Origin of the sequence: Brucella sp., from assembly GCF_032066345.1 — a bacterium.
In the GTDB taxonomy this organism is placed as follows: domain Bacteria; phylum Pseudomonadota; class Alphaproteobacteria; order Rhizobiales; family Rhizobiaceae; genus Brucella; species Brucella pseudogrignonensis.
The window spans coordinates 128,512-149,811 of record NZ_DAMBKZ010000007.1 but is presented as its reverse complement, the minus strand read 5'-3'; the positions used below and the strand labels follow the sequence as shown (position 1 = coordinate 149,811).

Below are 21,300 nucleotides of genomic sequence, written 5' to 3'. Positions count from 1 at the left end.
CTTGACGGGCGGCAAAGGGTTTGAGCGCAGAAAGCGTCTGCAGGCCTTGCTGAATTTGCCATCAAGCCGTCGATCGCTGCTGCCTTTTTGCGTCAGGCAGAGCCGCTGGGTTTGCGTGCTGTCTTGATGATCTCGACAACCATTTCCGACGCTTTCTGCAGCGAAGAAACTGGAAGAAATTCATAGATGGAGTGGAAATTATGCGCGCCGCAGAACAGATTGGGGCAGGGCAGGCCTTTTTCCGATAAGACCGCGCCATCATAGCCGCCGCGCATAGGTAAAGGACGTGGCTCGACGCCGAGCGTTTTCATGGCCTCAAGCGCGATCTGCACAGGATAATAATTGTTGCCGCGTAGCGTCTCGGCGACATTTCTGTAGACGGGCTTATAGTGGAGCTGCACGCTGCCTTCGCCATACAGACGGTTGAAACTCGCTGCCAGATTCTCGATGAATGCGCGGCGCGTTTCGTAGCCTTGGGTTGTAAAATCGCGGATATCGATAGTGAGCTTTGTTTCGGCAACCGTTCCCTGGATCGCCTTGACCCAGTAATAGCCTTCGGTGCCCTCGGTATATTCGGGACGCTCACCGGCTGGCATCATCGCCATGAATTGCTGAGCATAGAGGATGGCGTTGCGCAGCTTGCCCTTGGCTGACATCGGGTGGGCGGGCTGGCCTTTGAACGACAGGTGAAACTCACCGGCGTTCCAGTTTTCATAGACGATCTCCCCGCGCGCACAGCAATCAAGCGTATAGGCGAAATCGGCATGAAGGGAGGGTACGTCAAGAGCCTTGGCGCCGAGCAGGCCAATTTCCTCGTCGGGGACGAACACCACTTTGACAATACCGTGTTTGATCTCGGGATGCGCGGTCAGGACCTGCATGGCGTGCATGATTTCGGCGATGGCTGACTTGTTGTCTGCGCCCAGCAGACTGCTGCCATCCGTGACGATGATCCTGTCTCCAATATAGTGCTGAAGTTCAGGAAAGGCCTCAAGCCGGATCACTGAGCCGGTCGCCTTGTTGAGCAGGATATCTCCACCTGCATAATCGACCACATGCGCGTGGGTGTCGGTTGCGTATTCGGCGGAGGTATCAAGATGCGCAACCCAGGCAATGGTTGGAAACTCTGCAATCTGGCTATGGTCAACATTGGCAGGCAATGTGCCCACAACGATCGCATGCTCTCGCTCCTCGACCTCCATGCCAAACGCGCGCATCTCGTTGGCGAGAAGGCGGGCAAGGATATGCTGCCCTTGGCTTGAGGGCAGGGTATCCGCATTTGGCACGGCGGTGGTGTTGATGCGGGTATAGGCTAGAAAGCGTTCAACGATATCCATTTTTCAAGTCTCGGCATATGTCAGTCATTGTCGCCGGGCTGCGGCGGGGCGCTCAAAAACAAGCGGTGTGGCTTCAACCGCTTGTCAGCAATATATGTGGTTCGCGTTGCTGCGGGCCTATTCCTCGATGTCGACATCCTCGAAAAGATAGCCCCCGAATGGGTCGATCCGGAAGTTCTTGACCTTCTTGCTGACCGGCTGCTCGACGATCTGATGGGCGATGGTCAGCCATGGCGCCTGTTCCTTGAACACCAGCTGCGCCTGTTCATAAAGCTTTCTGCGCTCAGCCTGGTCGGTTGTCAGTTTGGCGGCCTGGATCAGCTTTTCAAAATCCTGGTCGCACCAGTTGGCGCGATTGGCGCTGCCGACGGCCTGGCAGCTCAACAGAGCGGCAAGAAAATTATCGGGATCAGCGATGCCGCCTGTCCAGCCCAGCATGACCGCACCATCCCGCTCTTTGTCGAGCGAGCGCTTGAGATACTCACCCCAGTCATAGGTGACGATTTCGGCAGTGACCCCGACCTTGGCAAAATCGGCCTGAATCAATTCAGCCGCCCGGCGTGCATTGGGCATATAGGGCCGCTGCACCGGCATTGCCCATATCTTCATCTTGAGATCATTGACACCGGCTTCGGCAAGCAGCTTGCGCGCCTGTTCGGGATCGTAAGCGTCATCCTTGACTGTCTTGTTATAGCCCCAGACACTGGGCGGCAGCGGATTGACGGAGACGACCGCTGAGCCCAGATAAACCGCGTCGATAATGGCCGGCTTGTTGACGGCCATGTTGAGCGCCTTTCGCACCCGCACGTCGTCAAATGGCTTTTGCTGGGTATTATAGGCCAGGAAGGAGAGGTTCAACCCTTCCTTGTTCTGCATTTCGATTGCAGGATCTTTCTTCATCTCCGCTATATCGGCGGGATTGGGAGCGGCGATGACGTGGCATTCACCCGTACTGAGCTTTTGATGGCGCACGGCCGCATCGGGGGTGATGGCGAAAATGAGATTGTCGATCTTTTGCTTGCCGGCCCAATAATTGGGATTGGCCTGGTAACGAATGGCACTGTCCTTCTGATAGGCAACAAACTGGTAGGGCCCAGTTCCGATCGGTTGCTGGCTGAACTCGGCGATGCGATTTTCGGCCACCAGCTTGTCGGCATATTCCTTGGACTGAATGACTGCAAATGTCAGCGACAGGCTGGGAATGAATGTTGCTTCGGGCCGCGTCAGTACAAATTTGACAGTGTAATCGTCGACCCGCTCAATCCTGTCGATCAGCGCGGAAAAGGAATAGGCACCGAATTGCGGCCAGGTCCCCTGATTATAATAGGGATTGTCCTTGTTGCCCTGGCGATCGAAGGTGAAGATGACATCATCGGCATTGAAATCGCGGGTCGGCGTGAAATAACTGGTGGTGTGAAACTTCACGCCCTTGCGCAGATGAAAACTATACTCCTTGCCGTCGGCCGATACCTCCCAGCTTTCTGCGAGACCGGGCTCGAGCTCGGTGGAGCCACGCTTGATCTTGACAAGCCCATTGGAAAGATTGCGCGCGGAAGCGTCGTAAACAGCGCCGGACGTCGTCTGTGCGGCGTCGAACATTTCGGGAGAGGCCTCAGAACAATAGATCAGCGTCTTGGCAAAGACCGCGGTGATCGCCGTGCTGTTGAGCGCAACCGCAATCAGGGCTGCTGATACTAGTTTTTGATAGGTTTTCATGAGGCTGCATTCCCTTGCTGCCGTGGCGATCGGCGTCCCGTGGTTGGTTGTTGCAGTCGCCTTTTCAGCTGATTCTAAACAACGAATTTGTCATTTGATCCCGCAACGACAAAGGAGGCAAGTATAAATGGGCTTAGGTCAGCAGCTTTTTCCGCTTCCTGGGAGTTCGGGGATCATCTGACGCAGCAGGTCGCGCAGGATCAAACGCACCGCAGCGGTCGCCGCCGATTGTTCGCGATCACGCGGGGTGATCAGGCGTACTTCGCGTATGATCGCCGGTTCTGTGAGCGGGCGTCCCACAATGCCGCGACCGCGCAGGGCAGTGAACGCATAGGCAGGCAGCACGGCAATTCCGGCATTGACCTCGACCAGTGACAGCACGCTATGGATCTGGTTGACTTCCATATGCGGCCTCAACGACAGTCCTGCCTGTTCGAACCCCATTTCGGTCAACAGGCGGATATTGCTTTTCTGGGTGAGGGTGATCAGTGGCTGATCATCGAGTTGCGACCAGGTGACGTGATCATAGCCGGCAAAATCATGATGGGGCGATACGAAGATCATCAGCTGGTCGCGCAGTGCCGTCTGGCTTTCGACATCGGAATCCTCACCTGAAAACGTACCCACTCCCAAGTCGCACCGACCTGTTCTCACTTGTTCGAGCACGATTTCCGGACCGACATCCTCGATCTTTACCACGAGATTGGGGTGTTCATCGGCCACGCGACGAACCAGCTGCGGCAGGATCGTGGTGCATAGAAGCGGCGGTGCTGCGATATTGACCTGACCGCGCCGCAGCTTGCCAAGATCACGTACACTATCGGAGGCGCGGTCGATTTCGGCAAGTCCTGCCAGCGCGCCGACCGCGAAGGCGCGTCCGGCTTCGGTCAGGTTCACCCGGCGGGTCGTACGATCGAAAAGTCGTGCGTCAAGCACGGCCTCGAGATCGCGGATCGTGTGAGAAAGATTGGCCTGGGTGGTTTTCACGCGCTCGGCGGCGCGGGAGAAATTTCCCAGTTCTACGACGGCTTGGAAGCATTCAATCTGACGCAGTGTGGGTCGCATGCGATCACTTATGTGTTTTTGTTTATGAATATATTCTACTTACAATACTTCCCGAATGAAAGAAAGTCAGGCTCGATCAGAGACAAGCGGGTTTGGAGTGACCCGTGCTGAAGCGAGGAATTTCCGATGAAGTATGACCGGCATAATGCCAAGACCCATTCGCGCGCGACCATGCGCGGAATCTGGGCTGCGGCAAACACGCCTTTTACCGATCAAGGCGCGATCGATGAAGAGGGCTTTCGCAACAATGTCGATCACTGGGTCAATGATCTTGGCATTGACGGGCTTTTCGTTGCCGGAAAGCAGGGCGAGTTTTTCGCGATGTCGGTGGACGAGCGCAAGCGAATGTTTGAGCTGGCGGTTTCGGCGGTGGGCGATAAGGCGCAGACGATCATGTCCTGCTCGGATCAAAACATGGATGTGGTCATTGACCTTGCCCGCCACGCACAGGCCTGCGGTGCAGACTATATTGTTGTCCATGCGCCGGTACTGCATTTCCTGCGCGCCCAGGACGAGACGCTGCTGCGCTACTATGAGACCATCGCTTCGCGTGTGGATATCGGCCTTGCGCTCTGGTCGCATCCCGACAGTGGCTATTTGATGAGCCCCCAATTATGCAATCGGCTGGCCGACATTGAAACGGTGGTAGCGATCAAATATTCGGTTCCCCGTGCGATGTATCGCGAGCTCACGCAACTGGCCGGGGATCGCATTCTGGTTTCCACCGCATCGGAAGAGGAATGGTTGGATAATATTCTGGAACTGGGCTGGCAGCTCTATCTGTGTTCGTCGCCACCCTACACATTGCAGAGCCGTGCTGACCGCCGCATGCGCGATTACACTGATCTTGCCTTTGCCGGCAAAGCCGATGAGGCAAGGGCGGTGTTCAAAAGCCTTGACAGCCTGCGTCACGCCTTCAAGTCGACGCGACCTGCGGAAAAGCCGACAGCCCATCAGAAATACTGGCAGGAATTGCTTGGCCAGGTGGGTGGACCGGTGCGTGCGCCAATGCTGGAACTGACCGAAGCCGAAAAACGCGTGATCCGGGAGGCGTTTGAGCGCTGTGATCTGAAACTTTCCTAAAGCAAACCGAAAAGGGGAACAATATGACAAGACGAGCCGCATTTAACTTTCAAAAATGGATTGATGAGCACAAGCATCTGCTGAAGCCGCCGGTCGGCAACCAGCTGGTCTTCAAGGATGCGGAGTTGATGGTCACTGTGGTTGGCGGGCCCAACAAGCGCACGGATTATCATGACGATCCGGTCGAAGAATTCTTCTACCAGCTCAAGGGTGACATGCTGCTGAAGCTGCACGACACGGCGACCGGTGAGTTTTATGATGTGCCGATCCGCGAGGGCGATATATTCTTGCTGCCCGCCCATATCCGACACTCGCCGCAGCGTCCGCAGGAGGGATCGATCGGACTGGTGATCGAGCCGGCGCGGCCCGAAGGCGCGCTTGACGCTGTAGAATGGTATTGTTTCGAGTGCAGTGGCCTGGTGCACCGCGCCGAGGTCGATCTTGAATCCATCGTGGATGATCTGCCCCCGCTTTACGCTGCTTTCTACAATGACGAGAAACTGCGGACCTGCCCGCATTGCGGCAGCATCCACCCCGGCAAGAACCCGCCAGAGGGCTGGGTGGCACTTTGAAACGCCAGCGCCCGGGCTAATGATCGGGCGCCTTCCGGGAACAAGCAATAAAAATTCAAAGGGGAATGCGATGAAAGACAAATTGTTGCTGATCGGCCTTCTATCGGGGCTGGCGACAAGCGCTGCTGCGGAACCGGTCAAGATCGGTGTGATAACGACCTTGTCGGGCCCAGGCGGTTATCTGGGCCAGGATATTCGCGACGGCCTGCAGCTTGCAATCGACGAGGAGGGCGGCAAACTGGGCGGTGTTGCAGTCGAGCTCAAGGTTGAGGACGATGCCGCCAAGCCGGGAAACGGACGCCAAATCGCTGAACGGTTCATGTCTGAAGACGGGGTCAAGCTGTTCACCGGGATCATTTTCTCCAATGTGCTGGGTGCAGCGGTGCCCGATATTGTCGATAATGATGGCATCTATATCAGCGCCAACGCCGCTCCCTCCAATATGGCGGGCAAGGACTGCAATGCGAATTACTTCGTGGTTTCGTGGCAGAATGACGCGCTGCATGAGGCGTCGGGGATCGCCGCCGAGCAGGAGGGGTTCAAGCGGGCCTTCATTCTGGCGCCCAATTATCAGGCGGGCAAGGATGCGCTCGCCGGTTTCAAGCGCGGCTTCAAGGGCGAGATCGCCGGCGAAATCTACACCCAGCTTGATCAGACCGATTATTCGGCAGAAATGGCGCAGATCCGCGCGGCCAATCCAGACGTGGTTTTCCAGTCGCATCCGGGCGGTATGGGCATCGCATTCATGCGGCAATATCAGCAAGCCGGTTTGTTGGGCAAGGTGCCGATGGTTCTCTCGGAGCCATCCAGTGACGCAGTTATCCTCAAATCTCTGGGCGCGGCGGCAATCGGCTTGATGGCGACCAGTCACTGGAGCCCGGATATCGACAATGCCGCAAGTCATGCGCTGGTGACAAAATGGAAAGCGGCCTTTCCCGACCGGCCGCTGACCTATTATGGGACGCAAGGTTATGATGCTGGCCGTCTGATTGCCTCGGCCTTAAAGCAGACGGGCGGGGTTGATGATATCGAAGCGCTGCGCACAGCATTGCGCAAGGCTGATTTCCAGTCTGTCCGGGGCAGCTTCGCTTTCGGACCGAACCAGCATCCGCTGCAGGATTGGTATCTGGTCGATGTCGTGGCTGGCGAGGACGGCAATCCGACAACCAGGATCAAGAAGAAACTGATTGAGAATTACGGTGATTCCTACGCGCAGGCTTGCAAGCTCTGAGCCGGGTTGCGGGCGCGCACAGGTTGCGCGCCACCCAGTTATTATCTGTTTTGAAGGTCAGTTTCCATAATGACACTCATCGTCGAACAACTTCTCAATGGCCTTCTTTACGGCGTCATGCTGTTTCTTCTTGCCGCCGGGTTAACGCTGATCTTCGGAATCATGGGCGTGATCAACCTGGCACATGGGTCGCTTTATATGATCGGTGCCTTCATCGGCACCTTTGTCGCGGTTCAGTCGGGAATGTTCTGGCTGGGGCTGCCAGTGGCAATTCTCGCCGCCATGGTGGTGGGTATTGCCATCGAACTTGGTATCATGCGGAAGCTTTATCAGCGCGATCATCTTGATCAGGTGCTGGCGACCTTCTCGCTGATCCTGATCTTCAATGAGTTGACCGTTCTCACTTTTGGGCGGCAGCCGGTCTTCACGCAGCTGCCCGCATCGCTCTCGCAGCCAGTTGAGCTGTTTGAGGGTCTGAGTTACCCGCCTTTCAGGCTGATGATCATTGCCGCGGGTCTGCTGGTCGCAGTCGGACTTTATCTTTTCATCAACAGGACCCGTATCGGCATGCTGGTGCGCGCAGGCTCTACAAACCGGGATATGGTGCGGGCATTGGGTATTGATATCAGACTGCTTTACACGCTGGTCTTTGCACTCGGTGCGGCATTTGCCGGGCTTGCCGGCTTCATGACCGGTCCGATCCTTGCCGTTCAGGTCGGGATGGGAGAGCAGATCCTGCTTGCAACTTTTGTCGTGGTGGTCATCGGCGGGGTGGGTTCAATCAAAGGCGCTTTCATCGCCGGCATTTCACTGGGGATCATCGATACCTGTCTGCGCGCGTTCCTGCCTGGTATCCTGCGCAATGTGATGGCTGCCGCGCAAGCCGATGCCTTGGGCGTGGGAATTGCCTCGATGGGAATCTATCTTTTGATGGCCATCGTTCTGCTGTTCCGCCCAAAAGGCCTGTTTCCGGTGGGAGGATAGATCATGTCTTATCGTATGCTGCTCATTGTTGCTGGCTGTGGCTTGCTGGCGTTGTTTCCGTTGGCGGCCGACGCCTTGGGGCAGAATGCCGCCACAAGCCTTGTCGCCCGCATCATGATCTACGCGATTGCCGCTGCAAGTCTCAACCTGATCCTCGGCTATGGTGGGATGGTTTCGTTTGGTCACGCGGCTTTTTTCGGCATCGGGTCTTATGTTGTGGGTATTCTCTATTTCCACCATGCTGAGGACACCCTGCTTTTCGGGTTCATCCCGGGCTCCGATCAGTTTCCGATAACGGTTGCGGCAGCGGTGCTGGTTTCGGGGATCGCTGCGCTGTTCATCGGCGCTCTGGCCTTGCGCACATCGGGTGTGCAATTCATCATGATAACTCTGGCCTTCGCGCAGATGCTGTTTTTCCTGTTCGTTTCACTGAAGACCTATGGTGGCGAAGACGGCATCATCGTGCGCCAGGCCAATGATCTGTTCGGCATTAGCCTGCGGGACAAGACAACTATGTATTATGTCATCCTTGTCTCGATGATCCTCTATCTCAGCTTTCTCTGGCGCGTCGTGCATTCCTCCTATGGCGCGGTGCTTTCCGGCATAAGGCAGAGTGAAAGACGGATGACCGCCATGGGGATCGAAACCTATCGCTACAAACTCTACGGTTTTGTCCTGGCTGGAATGGGCGCTGGTCTCGCTGGCGCGCTGCTGACCATCTTCATGCGTTTTGCGAGCCCTGACACATTGCACTGGACCAAGTCAGGGGAATTGATGGTGATGGTTATTCTGGGAGGGGTAGGCAGTTTCTTTGGTCCGCTCTGGGGCGCGGCAGCCTTCCTCATTCTTCAGACCTATCTTGCCTCCTGGACCGAGCATTGGCAGCTTGCGATGGGCCTTGTTCTTCTGCTTGTGGTGATGGGGACAAAAGGTGGGATTGTCGGCGCCTGGCTGAGAATTCGGCATTGGTCGTCACGACTGCGCAAAGTCGAGGTGCGGACATGAGCAAACTTCTTGAAGTTCGTGATCTGGTCAAGCGCTTTGCCGGGCTTGTTGCGACCGATCATGTCACCCTCGACGTGGAGCAGGGCCATATTCATGCGCTGATCGGCCCCAATGGTGCGGGAAAATCCACGATCATCAATCAATTGTGCGGCGAACTCGCCCCCAGTTCCGGTTCGATCCGCCTGATGGGTGAAGACATCACACAATTGAGCGCGGCCAGACGTGTCGCGCGCGGTCTGGGCCGCACCTTCCAGATCAGCACGCTGCTTGACGAGATGAGTGTGCGTGAGAATATCGCGCTGGCGGTTCAGATGCGCGAAGGGCATAATTTCCAGATCTTCGACCGTTTGAAAGGGCGCAGGTCAATCTGGCACGCGGTTGAGGAGATCCTCGCCGGAAGCCGGCTGGCCAATCATGCCGACAAATGCGCCGGAGATCTGTCGAGTGGCGGGCGCAAGCAGCTGGAATTGCTGATGGCTTTGGCTCTCAATCCGAAACTCCTCCTGCTGGACGAACCAATGGCGGGACTGGGGGCCTTGGAAAGTCGGGAGATGATCGAATTGCTCAACGGCTTGCGCGGCAAGGTAACGATGTTGCTTGTGGAACATGACATGGAGGCGGTGTTCGCACTCGCGGATCGCATTTCAGTGCTGGTCTACGGGCGTGTCATTCTGACGGGCACGGTGGAGGAAATAAGGTCAAGCCAGGCTGTGCGGGATGCCTATCTTGGCGGGGAGGAACAGCTGTGCTGAAAATTCAGGGACTTCAGGCTGGGTATGGGCATTCAAAGGTTCTGCATGATGTCTGTTTGGAAGTGAAAGAGGGCGAACTGGTCACCCTGATGGGTCGCAATGGCATGGGCAAGACCACGACGATACGGACAATGATGGGACTGCTCGAAGCGACGGGCGGCAGCGTTGAGATAGCCGGTCGCGATACGACGCGCTACAGGCCGGAAAAAGTCGCCCGGCTTGGAGTGGGCCTTGTTCCGGAGGGTCGGCAGATCTTTCCCACCCTGACGGTACGGGAGAATCTCGTTGCCACTGCATCCAATCGCAGCAAGCGCGCGTCTCCCTGGGATCTGCAGAAGGTCTACGCGCTGTTTCCGCGCATGCAGGAGCGGGCCAGCCAGACCGCCGGGACGCTGTCGGGTGGCGAACAGCAGATGCTGGCCATCGGACGCGCCTTGATGACCAATCCGCAATTGCTGATCCTGGACGAAGCGACCGAGGGACTTGCACCGGTGATCCGCACCGAGATCTGGCATTGCATCATGCGCTTGCGTGAGATGGGGCAGTCGATCCTGTTGATCGACAAGAATATTGCGGTGTTAAAGCGGTTGGCCGATCGCCATTATATCGTTGAGAAGGGACTGACGGTCTGGCAGGGCAGTGGTGCCGATCTGGAGCGTGAGCATGACAAGGTGCAGGGCTATGTCGGGATCTGAAAGAATTGCACTGATCGGCTGGGGCGCCATTGGCAGCCGGGTCGCCGGCCTTCTTCTTAAGCGCAAATGCCCGGTTGATATCGTTGCGGTCGCCGTGCGCGACCGCTCGCGGTCACGGGAGGGGCTGCCGGACGGCGCTCTGCTGATTGATGATCCACAAGACCTTGCCGCGACGCAAGCGAGCCTGGTGATCGAAATGGCGGGTCGCTCGAGTGTTATTCCCTATGGCATGGCGGCACTTTCGCACGGCATGGATTTCGCGGTGTCGTCGACATCTGCATTTGTCGAGGCGGGGCGCCTTGAAGAGCTGCAGGCACTGGCTGCGCAGAAAGGCTGCAAGCTGATCATTCCGCCCGGCGCGCTTGGCGGTATTGATGCGCTCGCCGCCGCATCCAGACTGGCCGTTGATCGGGTCGAACACCGGATTACCAAGCCGGCAATGGCATGGCAGGGCACCCGTGCCGCGCAATTGATTGACCTTGAGCGGATTACCGAGCCCGCAGTGATCTTCAGCGCCAGCGCCCGCGACACGGCCGATGCCTTTCCGCAGAATGCCAATGTCGCAGTAATCACCGCACTTGCGGGAATTGGCCTTGATCAGACCCAGGTCACATTGGTGGCGGACCCTGATGCCGAGAGCAACCTGCATGAGATCTTTGCCGAGGGTGCATTTGGAACCATGCAGCTGCGCTTTGAAAATGCGCCACTCAGGACCAACCCCAAATCCTCGGAAATGACAGCGCTCAGCCTTGTTCGACTGATTGAAAACCGGGTCGGATCCCTGGTGATGTGAGGAAAGATAGAGCATGACCAAGGATGTATACGCATGAGCGCTTTGTCTTCAGAAGCCGGTATCGATCCGGCACGCCTTGAGCGCGACTATAATGCCAAGGCAACCGTTTCGGCGGCGGAATTTGCGGCGCAGATGCAGCTTTATCGCGCAGAAAGCATTGCGCAGCGTGAGCGCTGGGGCCGACATTTTGATGTGGTCTATGATGAGGAGAGCGGACAGCGGATTGATATTTTCGCTCCGCCGGGCTCGCAAGGATTGCTGCCGGTCTTCCTGTTCATCCATGGCGGCTATTGGCGGGCGCTCGGCAAGGAGGATTCCGCGATGATGGCCGGCATGTTGGCGGCCGAAGGCATCGCGACCGTCGTGGTTGACTATCGGCTGGCGCCCGATGTCAGTCTTGCAGAAATAACCCGTGAGGTGCGGGCTGCGCTAGGCTTTGTCTGGCGCAATGCGCAGCAATTTCAACTTGATCGAGAGCGCATCACGGTCGGCGGCAGTTCAGCGGGTGGTCATCTTGCGGCGGCGTTGTTGGCAGAAGGGTGGCAAGATGATTTTCGGCTTCCAGCCGATATCGTCAAATTTGGCATGCCCGTCAGTGGCCTGTTTGAACTGGCGCCGCTGGCCGCAACATTTCCGCAACAATGGCTGAGGCTTGGTCCTGCCGATATTGATGCACTCAGTCCAATTCGCCACATTCCGCAACGGGGCTGCCCGATCACCGTGGCGTGGTCGCAACAGGAGGCAGAGGGCTTCACGCGGCAGTCGCGCGCCTTTGCCGCTTGTTGGGCAGAAGCTGGCGGGGTGGTGAGACAGATCGAGGTCGCGAACCGTAACCACTACGATATTCTGTTGGATTGGTGTTCGCCAGAAACAGAGCTTTCGCAAGCGCTGCTTGCGGGCATTCGCGCGATCGGCTGACACGGTTTCTGAAATGGGGTCTGCAGCGTCACCGCAACCTGCGGTGATGGCCGGCGGCTGTACAAAACCATTCAAGCCGCTGATCAATTCATGAGAATAATGTCATGGATATATGGATTTAACGTGGATTGTCGCATGAATTAAAGCAACGCATTCTTTCGCAATGACTGATCCGGGCTGGGCCCGAATTTCTAGATCGCAGAGGCTTTGTGATGCAAAAAACCGAGGTGCAGCTTTTCATAGGCGGCGAATGGCGCAAGACCAACAACACGCTTCCTATCATCAATCCGGCCGACGAGAGCGAGATCGGCAGGGTCGCCATTGCCGAGCCTGCCGATCTTGATGCAGCGGTTGAGGCGGCCTGGAGTGGTTACCAGCTCTGGAAGAACACGGCCCCTGCGGCGCGCGCTGCCGTCCTCCTCAAGGCGGCCTCGCTGATGCGTGACCGGCAGGAAGAGATCGCCCGTTCGATTACCTTGGAGAATGGAAAGCCACTGAGTGAGGCAAGGCTTGAGGTGATACGAGGCTGTGAGTTCTTCGAGTGGGATGCCGGTGAATGTGTGCGCTTTTATGGACGGGTCGTGCCGAGCGCCCCGGGCATTCGCTATATCGTGCTGCATGAACCGATCGGTCCGGTAGCGGCGTTCGCGCCGTGGAATTTTCCGATGAGCCAGCCGGCGCGCAAGATTGCCGGGGCGCTGGCTGCTGGTTGCTCTGTGGTGTTGAAAGCCTCGGAGGAAACGCCAACCGCGGTGGTTCATGTTGCCCGGGCGCTGGTGGATGCCGGTTTGCCTGCCGGCGTGCTTAATCTGGTCTTCGGGATTCCGGCCGATATTTCCGGTTTCCTGATCCCACGCCCGGAAATCCGGGCAATTGCCTTTACCGGATCGACGAGCGTCGGCAAGCATCTGACGGAGATGGCGGCGCGGCACATGAAGCCTGCCTTGATGGAGCTTGGCGGCCACGCGCCGGTAATTGTCTGCGAGGATGCGGATCCGGTGGCAGCCGGCATTATATCGGCACGCCGAAAATATCGCAATTCCGGTCAGGTCTGCACCTCACCAACCCGCTTCTTTGTTCACGAAGCGCTTTATGAGCGTTTTACCGCAGCCTTTGTTGAAACGGCGCAATCGATCCGCGTCGGCAATGGAATGGTGGAAGGTATCGATATGGGGCCGGTTGCCAATGCGCGCCGCCTGGAAGCTTTGGCAATGCTGGTCGAGGATGCGAAGGTGAGGGGGGCGAAACTGTTGTTTGGTGGCGAGCGGCTGAACAGCAATGGATATTTCTTTGCGCCGACAGCCTTGGCGGAACTGCCCGATGATGCGCGCGCGATGTCGGAGGAGCCGTTTGGCCCGCTGGCTCTGATTAACCCTGTTGCTTGCGTTGAGACAGCCATTGCCAAGGCCAATGCGCTGCCTTTTGGTCTGGCGGCTTATGGCTTTGCGCGCTCTGCGGATAATGTCGATCGACTGATGTCGGGCCTTGAAGCGGGAAATGTTTCGATCAACACGCTTGAAGCCTCTGTCGCGGAAACGCCCTTTGGCGGTGTGAAGGAGAGCGGACTTGGCCGTGAAGGCGGTGCGGAAGGGCTGCACCACTATACGGTGGTCAAGAACGTGTCCCATCGGCTTTCAGCGCCCCTTTAGTCAAGACCGAAATTCTCTGTCACAGGAGGGCGCCGGATTCGGTTCGAATGCGAGGGATAATTTCCCGGTGAAATCCTAAGTGAACTCCTAGGTGAATTCCTGGACGAATTCCTGGACGGCACGCAGTACGTTGGCGACGGTCTGCAAGGCGCCGCATTGGCGCCTTGACGGGGCTTTGGGCTTTGCGGCGCTTGAACGGCGCTTGAACGGCTCTTGATCGGCGCTGCGATCAGGCCAGCGCTGCCTCATCGAGACGGTGGTATTGCTTGAGATAGGGCGCCTGGGTGAAGTCGATCCCATGGACAAAGCGAATGATCACCTCGGCCAGCTCGGTTGGTCTCTCGATGAAGACGAGATGGTCAGCCTCGGTAATCGTGTAGAAGGTGGCGGTTTCAAAAAGCGCCGCGCAGGCCGCGATATCTTCTGCCAAAGTGATGCTGTCATGTTCGCCGGTCACAAACAGCGTTGGTGCGTCAAGCTTGACCGGGGCGGTTCTAGGCTTTCGCTCTGTCATTCGTTTGCGTAGCGCCTCGAAGCGGGATTGCTGTATTTCAGCATAGGACATCAAAGCGGTTTTCAATAATTTGTAGAGTTCGTCCCGCAGTTGCACTTCTTTTGTTGCGTCCATGCACATCAGGCTTTCGACAATTTCAACGGCTGCCTGTTCTCTGGCACCCGAACGCAGCAGGCTAAGCGCGTGATCGAGCTTCGCTTTCACGGCCAGCGGGTGGGTTTCAGCGACCCCCATGGGCAATTTTTTCTGGCCACTGGTATGAAAATTCAAGCCCGATCAATCCGCCATAGGAAATACCGATCAAATCGACTTCTGCGAGGGTCTCGATCTCGAGAATTTTATTGATGCAGGCCGCGAGGAAAGCAAAGCCGGCATTCTCCGGAATGTCGTCGGCAGCACCGGTCCCTGGCACATCAACGAAAATAAGCGGCCCGTCTGAAGCAAGCAGGCTTTCGAGATGCGGCAGGGAATACATGTCCTGAAAGCCGCCGCCGATGATCAGCTTGGGCACGCTGTTGGCGTTGAGGGAACCGATGACACGGTAGCAGAATGTCACGCCGTTAAATGCTGCCTGCTTATGCGGCTGCGCATCCTGATAGTCTCGTGAACAGAGAAAATAAGCCAGCGAAGAGACACTGCGGCATCGCAATATATCACGCCAGTCGACCGCAATGCCAAACTTGTCTTCGATCAGCAGCTGAATTTCCACCAAGGTCAGGGAATCGGCCCCGAGCGCAAAGAAATCGCTGTCAAAGCTGAGTCTGTCGCGATTTAAGGCCTCGCGGCAGATGGCATTGATGTCCCGAAGCGTCAAATCATAATCATGGAGAGAAAGCGTTGATGGCATGGCTCTGCTATACGTCCTGAAATCAGTGGTTGTGCGTAGAATACAGAGCATCAATCCGGAGGGTATACCAATTCCTGCGGAGAAATATATAGCCGGCAAAACATAGGCGGTGTTTTAGCGGTGTTCATTGCAGTTGATCGGCGTATCATGGAGAGGGGACTGCCGATCGGAGCGCGCTCAGATCAGGCGGCAATTGTCATCGCCGCCTGATGATTGTCCTGCTAGAATTTGACAGCGAGTTTGGTGTTAAAGCCGTTCTCGATGGCGCCTTCCAGGAACTGACCCCGATAGGCAGCGCCCAATGTTGTATTGGGGGCGAGATTAAAATCGACGCCCAATTCAACCACAGCCGCGTTTTTGCCGATCGCCACGCCCGTCATCTGGAAACTGTCTGATCCTTCAAAAGAAAGGCGGGTAACCGGGTCGAGGTCACCATAGGCATGACGCCAGCCGACCATGCCATTCACATTGGCTGTGAGATGATTGAGCGTGAAGGTGCTCGAGCTGCGCAAGCCGATCGTCGTGAAGGTGGTTTGGGTTGAATTGCTGCCTGCTGAAAGCGCAGCCGCCCCGCCGGTCTCGCTGAAGCCATCGGTATGTAGATTGACATAAGCGAGATTGGCGAAGGGTTCGAACACGGCAAGGTCGGTATCGATGCGGTAGCCCAGTTCGCCGAAAAGCTGCAAGGTTGATTCATCATAATCGGCATCATGGAAGTCAGTAAGCCCTGGGATGCCCACATAGCGGTTCGTCTCAAGCGCATTGAAGCTGTAGGCCGCTCCGGCACGCAGGCTGATCGCATCAAATTGGCTGCCGCCATAAAGGCCAAGATGCAAGCTCTGTGCGGAAGCCGACGAGCTGCGGTCTTTGGCATGCATGCTCAAATGGCTGTATCCGGCGACCAGTCCGAGGCGGGATGTGTCGCCAAGCTGTGTATCTAAGCCGGTCACGAAGCTGCCGGTTGAAGTGTCGAAGGCGGCCGCATTGTCATTGCCGTTGAAACGCCCCCAGGAGCCAAGTGCCTGGCCCCATGCCGCGAGATTGGCGGTCGATGCGGAGGAGGTTTTTACTTCAGCGGTGGCAAAAGCCGCGCGCAGTCGATCATTGATGGCATCGCGCAGGATATGGCTGTCATTGATCAGGCCCGATTTCGCCGAGGCATGAATTTCGCCTGAAAGCGCGTCAAAGGCTGCCCGTGCCGATTGATCGTCGGGCTGCAAGGCGATGGTGTTCCAGACCGCGTTTCCGGAAGGCAGCGATGCAATCGCCCGTGCCGTGCTGCGTTGGTTGCGTGTCGCGGCGACATCGTCGAAGCCGACATCATTGCGGTTGAGCTGCAAGGTCACATCATTGCCATCACCGCCCGCATAATCGAGGGTCTCATTAAGGAAGACCAGGTTTTTGCTCACCGAGGCAAAACGCCCCAAAACGGCATCACTGCCCTGATTTGCGATGAGCGTGTAAGGGCCGTTGAGTGGGTTCCAGCTCTCGGCTGTGGCCGGCGACAGCAACAGGCTGAGTGTTGCGCCTGAAATATCGACCCCACCGGTAACCACCAGCCTGTCGGAGACATCAGGTGTGACATCCACCAGCAAAGTGCCATGGTTGATATAGTCGCCCACGATGGTCTGGGTACCAGGCGAATGACCCGGCGCATGCACGCCGCCCGTTTCGATTGTCAGATCGCCCAGGACACCAGTTCCGCCCAGTAGACCGCCGGCTGTTACGGTGAGGCCACCCTTCATGTTGCCGTCAGCAATCAGCACTGCGCCGTTTCCGACACTGTAGTCGCCGCCAAATGATCCGGTAATGACAAGCGTGCCGGCATTAACCTTTGTCTGGCCTGTGAAACCGTTATTGTCGCCGGAGAGTGTCAACACGGAATTCGTCGATTTGAGCAACTGGCCATTGCCCGTCACTGCGCCTTGAAAGACTGCATCCTTGAGCAGAGCGAAATCGATTGTTGCGGTGTTTGCAACCGTCATATCGCCGCCTGGCAGGCTCTCGAGCTGCAATGTACCGCCTGAAACCTCGGTGTTTCCGGCAAATCGCGTCAGATCGCCGGCAAGGATGGTGGTGCCGCTGCCGATCTGCCGGAGCGTGCCGTCGCCAATTAGCGCTCCCCGATAGGCGTAGCTGTTGCTGCGATTGAACACCAGGGCGCTGGTACCAGCAAATATGGTATCACCGTAGCCCAGACGTCCGCCTGTTCCACCATTGCCGATCATCAATGTCGCCTGGTCGATAATGGTGTTGGCATTGTAACTATTGGCGCCTGTCAGCGTCAATGTCCCGCCACCGGTGATGCCGAGCGTGCCTTTGCCACCCGTGATCGTCCCGCCATAGGTCAGAGCGTCAGAGCGGTCGAATACCAACATGCCCCAATTGTTGATGTCGCCGGTGATTGATCCCGCGCTGCCGCCATCGCCGATGCGAACCGTAGCTCCCTCGGAGATCCCCAATGTGCCCGAGAAGCTGCTGTTGCCGGACAGAACCTGGCTGCCGCCGGTCACCATGACGCCGCCAGTCCCGGTGACTGCGCCCGAAAAGACGCCTGCGGCCTGTGCTATGGTTAGATAATTGGAGCCCAGAACAACCGATCCATTGCCAGACAATGTCTTGATCTGCGCGGCTGCGGCGGCTGAGATGTCAAGCGTACCATTGACTTCGACACCACTGGAGCTATTGATCCGGCCCTGACCCGCCAGAGCCAGCGTTCCGCCTGCATCGATCCGGGTCTTGCCGGTGAAGCTGTTCATGCCATTGAGTGTCAGCGTGCCGGTGCCAGCTTTGATCAGATCGCCACTGCCGGTGATCTCGCGACGCAGGGTCGAATTGAAACCATTGGTGTCGATTGTTCCACCCGCTGCGGTCAGTTGCACGGAGCGCGCGGTTGCAAGATCGAACGAGGAACCAAGTTCGAGGACGCCTCCCGCAAAGGTCAAGCCGCCATTGACTGCGCCGAGATTTGCGTCAGAGGACACGGAAAGCCTGCCTGCCGACAATGTTGTGCCGCCGGAATAGAGATTGGATCCGTTTAGCACAAGCGTTCCGGCGCCGGTCTTGTTGAGCCCCTCGCTGCCGGTGATTACATTGTCGATGCTTGTGACATAGGATCCGCTTGACGCACTGCCGTCGCCCACTCTTATTTCCACAGGTGCCGGATGATCTGCATCTGCGATGAGCGTCAAGGCATCGCCGGTTATCCGGTATCCATCGGAGGCGAACTGCATGCCCGTCGCCTGGACGGATCCGGCGCTGTTGTTGATTGTCACGGTCCCGGCATTGCCACCGAATATGGCGAAGCCTGGCTGTGGCTGCATCGGAGCGGTCAGACTACCGTTTTCGTCGGTCCAGACCGGGGAGACCACCGACCAGGTTCCGCTTCCACCGCCCAATTGGCTGGCGCTTGCAGTGCCGTCGGCATTCCAGAACCCAAGCGTCTGATTGCCGACATTGATGAGATTGATCTGCTTGTCCGCGGTCAGAATTTGAATGGTGAGGGGCGCTCCGGCCGGCGCCTGGTTGATTGACAAGCCGCCATTGGTGGTTGTGAGCGTGCCGGTGTAATCGAAGATGCGATAAAGCCCGGGGCCAAATCCACCCGCGTCGGTGACGTTGAGCTTGGCGCCGTTCAGTGCGAGATTTCCGGTGACCGAAAGACTATCGGATGTCCCGGGCGTCGAATAGTCCACGCCCGGCGCACCCGCCTCATAGGCGATCTGACTTCCCTGATCGAGTGTCAGGTTTCCATCAATGTGCAATGTACCGACCGGTGCGCCGGCGGCAAGTGTGCCGCCGTCTTTGATCCTGGTCGCTCCCACGCGGCCGCCGCCACCCAAGGCGGCACCGGCTTGGACTGTGGTCAGGGAGGAAGCGGCAATGGAGCCGTTGACGATCAGCGAGCCAGCCTGAACAGTGGTGGTGCCGCTATAATTGTTGGTAGCGGACAAGGTCAGGCCGCCGCTGCCGAGCTTGACGAGATTTCCCTCGCCATTGCTGCCGATATTGCCAGAAAAAGCCGAGCTGGTATTGCTGGTTCCGGTCGTCAGTGTCACCCCTGGGTCGACATAGATCGACGTGCCCGCCGTGCCGGCAAGGGAACCGATCTGTTGATCGGCGGCGAGTCCAAGCTGGGATCCGTTACCTGTCAGGCTGACGGCAGCGTTGGAGGAGAGCGCATTGGCTGCCGTCAAACTGAGAGTGCCGCCATTGCTGATCGAGATGGCTGAAGAATTGGCGAGGGAAGCGCCCGGGCCTACTCTCAGCGTGCCGCCAGTCACAGCGGTTGCGCCTGAATAGCTGTTCGCAGAACGCAGATCCAATAGGCCGGAACCGGCTTTTGTCAGACCGCCCCCACCGGAAATGCTTCCCCAGAAACTATTGTTTGTGGCGGTGTCAACGGTCAGCATGGCAGATCCCAAAGTCACGCTGGCTCCGGTGCCGCCATTCAGCGCGCCGACTGTCTGATTGTAGCCGGACAAATCGAAGGTGCCGCCGTTGAGCGCGATGCCTGTCGATTGGGTAAGAGCGTTTGCAACGCCGGTTCGCAAAATACCGCCATTGATCGCGGTTGCGCCTGTGTAACTTGTCACACCGCCCAGTGTCAAAGTTCCGGCACCTGACTTTGTGAGGCTTCCCGTTCCGGTAATGTCGCCATAATAGGTGAAATTACCGGCATTGTTGACCGTAAGAGCGGCTGAGCCGAGCGCTACACTGGCCGAACTGTTGTTGCTGGACAGTCCCTTGACCGTCTGATTGAAACCCTTGAGATCCCAGGTGCCGTTTGCGAGCTGGACCGTCGAGGATGTTGCCAGGGCATCTTGTGCGCCCATGACGAGCGAGCCACCAAGAATTGTCGTGGCGCCGGTAAAGCTGTTGACGCCGCTCAGGGTCAATGTTCCGGCGCTGCCTTTGGTCAGGCCGCCTGTGCCCGACATGATGCCGGAGATCAGTCCGTTGGCGTTGGAACCAATATTGAAGGTAAGCGTATGGCCGCCACTGTCGACTGCGCCCGTCAGCGACAGGCTCTGGTCGGCGCCGGAAGCACCAATCATCGTGTCAGCCGCCAATGTGACCGAACCGCCCCAGACCGATTTTGACACATTGTTTGTCAGCGCCCCGCTTCCCAGACCGGTGCCCGAAAGGGTCAGGGCTTCATTGGCGACGGTGAAATTCCCGTTGAAGATCAAGGCCGCGCCGGATGCAACAACGGTGCCCCCCGCAGCGCTTCCCAATGCGTTGGCATTGCTGATTGCGATGGCACCCTGGTTGATATAGGTGGTGCCAGTATGGCTGTTGGCAGAAAGAAAGCGGATAATCCCGGTTCCGGTCTTTATCCAGTCGCCGCCCGCAAGATTTGCCGAGACGTCGAGCGATCCGTCGCTAAACAGCTCAGTACCGGCTGCCCCCACGCCCATCACGGTCCCGCCATAAATATTATAGCCGGGAAAGCTGGTGCGGTTGAAGGTCAGAGAACTCGCCGCCACATTGCCCACGACCTGTACTGCGCCGGAAGCACCCGTGAAATCGCCGAACACCGCATGGCTGCCATTGATCCAGGCAACATTATTGCCATTGGCATCGACCCAGTTGGTTGCCGAACCCACGGACCAGGTGCCAGCGCCGCCATCCGCACCCGAAGTGGTGTTGATGCCGTCCCAGGCAAGCTGGGCAGAAGCCGGTAATGTGTTCATTGCGAGAATGGCAGTCAGCGCGGTGGTTGCAAGGAGTGTCGCGCTTCGCGTCGCAAGGCTGCGACGCATCCAATAAACAGAAGATTTCATCCCAGCCCCAAATTTTTCTTCGCATGACCCTCATCATGCGAGATGCCTCTTCCGAGACACGCCCAATCAAGCGCAGCAACCAATGGCTCTGTCGGTGACAAGCTGGTTGCAATCGCCGAAACCCGACAACCAGAAAGCACGAAAGTGAGCGCTAAACAAGAGGGGGTGCATGCAGGTTTTAGCCTTCATCACCAGACATCATTAAGCGCGCGCGCGAAAACGGCTTTGAGCACGTCTGATGGTGCAGAATACAGCGGTTTTGCTGCACCAAGCAGTCTGGAGCAAGGGGCGTTGGTACGCTAGCGGACCAATTTCGAGGGTGAGAGAACATCATGGCCGAGGGCGGGTCTCGC

Annotated in this window: 16 protein-coding genes; 10 read left to right on the top strand and 6 right to left on the bottom strand. The window is 57.4% G+C overall.

Going from position 1 to position 21,300, the window contains the following annotated elements:
* Positions 1-92: 92 nt before the first annotated feature.
* From pepT to RT142_RS11250, 3 genes are all read right to left on the bottom strand, one after another.
* Positions 93-1,337, bottom strand: a complete 1,245-nt coding sequence (gene pepT, locus RT142_RS11260) for a peptidase T (protein ID WP_007881376.1) — start codon at positions 1,335-1,337, stop codon at positions 93-95.
* A 117-nt stretch (positions 1,338-1,454) separates the two neighbouring features.
* A complete protein-coding gene (locus RT142_RS11255; protein ID WP_313028663.1) occupies positions 1,455-3,053 on the bottom strand; it encodes an ABC transporter substrate-binding protein in 1,599 nt (532 codons plus the stop codon).
* Between the two features lie 138 nt (positions 3,054-3,191).
* A complete protein-coding gene (locus RT142_RS11250) occupies positions 3,192-4,118 on the bottom strand; it encodes a LysR family transcriptional regulator (protein WP_313028662.1) in 927 nt (308 codons plus the stop codon).
* Between the two features lie 126 nt (positions 4,119-4,244).
* On the opposite strand from RT142_RS11250, the gene RT142_RS11245 reads away from it, so the two are divergent.
* From RT142_RS11245 to RT142_RS11200, 10 genes are all read left to right on the top strand, one after another.
* Positions 4,245-5,201 carry a dihydrodipicolinate synthase family protein gene (locus RT142_RS11245; RefSeq protein ID WP_312469471.1) on the top strand — a complete coding sequence of 319 codons (957 nt, stop codon included), beginning with the start codon at positions 4,245-4,247 and terminating at the stop codon, positions 5,199-5,201.
* A gap of 23 nt (positions 5,202-5,224) precedes the next feature.
* Positions 5,225-5,773: a 3-hydroxyanthranilate 3,4-dioxygenase gene (locus RT142_RS11240; protein ID WP_105520388.1), complete on the top strand. Its 549-nt coding sequence runs from the start codon at positions 5,225-5,227 to the stop codon at positions 5,771-5,773.
* A gap of 70 nt (positions 5,774-5,843) precedes the next feature.
* On the top strand, positions 5,844-7,004 hold the full coding sequence (locus RT142_RS11235; protein ID WP_064323269.1) for an ABC transporter substrate-binding protein: 1,161 nt from the start codon (positions 5,844-5,846) through the stop codon (positions 7,002-7,004).
* A gap of 69 nt (positions 7,005-7,073) precedes the next feature.
* Positions 7,074-7,988: a branched-chain amino acid ABC transporter permease gene (locus RT142_RS11230; RefSeq protein ID WP_094544138.1), complete on the top strand. Its 915-nt coding sequence runs from the start codon at positions 7,074-7,076 to the stop codon at positions 7,986-7,988.
* A gap of 3 nt (positions 7,989-7,991) precedes the next feature.
* Complete coding sequence (locus RT142_RS11225; protein ID WP_094544137.1) at positions 7,992-8,993, top strand: branched-chain amino acid ABC transporter permease; 1,002 nt, start codon at positions 7,992-7,994, stop codon at positions 8,991-8,993.
* Positions 8,990-9,745: an ABC transporter ATP-binding protein gene (locus RT142_RS11220; protein ID WP_313028658.1), complete on the top strand. Its 756-nt coding sequence runs from the start codon at positions 8,990-8,992 to the stop codon at positions 9,743-9,745. Before RT142_RS11225 ends, RT142_RS11220 begins: the two co-directional genes overlap by 4 nt.
* Complete coding sequence (locus tag RT142_RS11215; RefSeq protein ID WP_313028657.1) at positions 9,739-10,440, top strand: ABC transporter ATP-binding protein; 702 nt, start codon at positions 9,739-9,741, stop codon at positions 10,438-10,440. The genes RT142_RS11220 and RT142_RS11215 overlap by 7 nt, the downstream gene beginning before the upstream one ends.
* A complete protein-coding gene (locus tag RT142_RS11210) occupies positions 10,427-11,233 on the top strand; it encodes an aspartate dehydrogenase (protein WP_313028655.1) in 807 nt (268 codons plus the stop codon). Before RT142_RS11215 ends, RT142_RS11210 begins: the two co-directional genes overlap by 14 nt.
* A 33-nt stretch (positions 11,234-11,266) precedes the next feature.
* Complete coding sequence (locus RT142_RS11205; protein ID WP_105520384.1) at positions 11,267-12,151, top strand: alpha/beta hydrolase; 885 nt, start codon at positions 11,267-11,269, stop codon at positions 12,149-12,151.
* Between the two features lie 212 nt (positions 12,152-12,363).
* Positions 12,364-13,800, top strand: coding sequence for an NAD-dependent succinate-semialdehyde dehydrogenase (locus RT142_RS11200; RefSeq protein WP_105520383.1), 1,437 nt, complete (start codon positions 12,364-12,366; stop codon positions 13,798-13,800).
* Positions 13,801-14,029: 229 nt separating this feature from the next.
* On the opposite strand, the gene RT142_RS11195 is transcribed toward RT142_RS11200, so the two are convergent.
* The 3 genes from RT142_RS11195 to RT142_RS11185 form a co-directional block, all read right to left on the bottom strand.
* Positions 14,030-14,548 carry an alpha/beta hydrolase gene (locus RT142_RS11195; RefSeq protein WP_313028652.1) on the bottom strand — a complete coding sequence of 173 codons (519 nt, stop codon included), beginning with the start codon at positions 14,546-14,548 and terminating at the stop codon, positions 14,030-14,032.
* A complete protein-coding gene (locus RT142_RS11190; RefSeq protein WP_313028650.1) occupies positions 14,535-15,260 on the bottom strand; it encodes an alpha/beta fold hydrolase in 726 nt (241 codons plus the stop codon). The genes RT142_RS11195 and RT142_RS11190 overlap by 14 nt, the downstream gene beginning before the upstream one ends.
* A gap of 122 nt (positions 15,261-15,382) precedes the next feature.
* Positions 15,383-20,947 (bottom strand): autotransporter domain-containing protein, encoded by a 5,565-nt coding sequence (locus RT142_RS11185; protein WP_313028649.1) that lies wholly within the window; start codon positions 20,945-20,947, stop codon positions 15,383-15,385.
* Positions 20,948-21,300 lie beyond the last annotated feature (353 nt).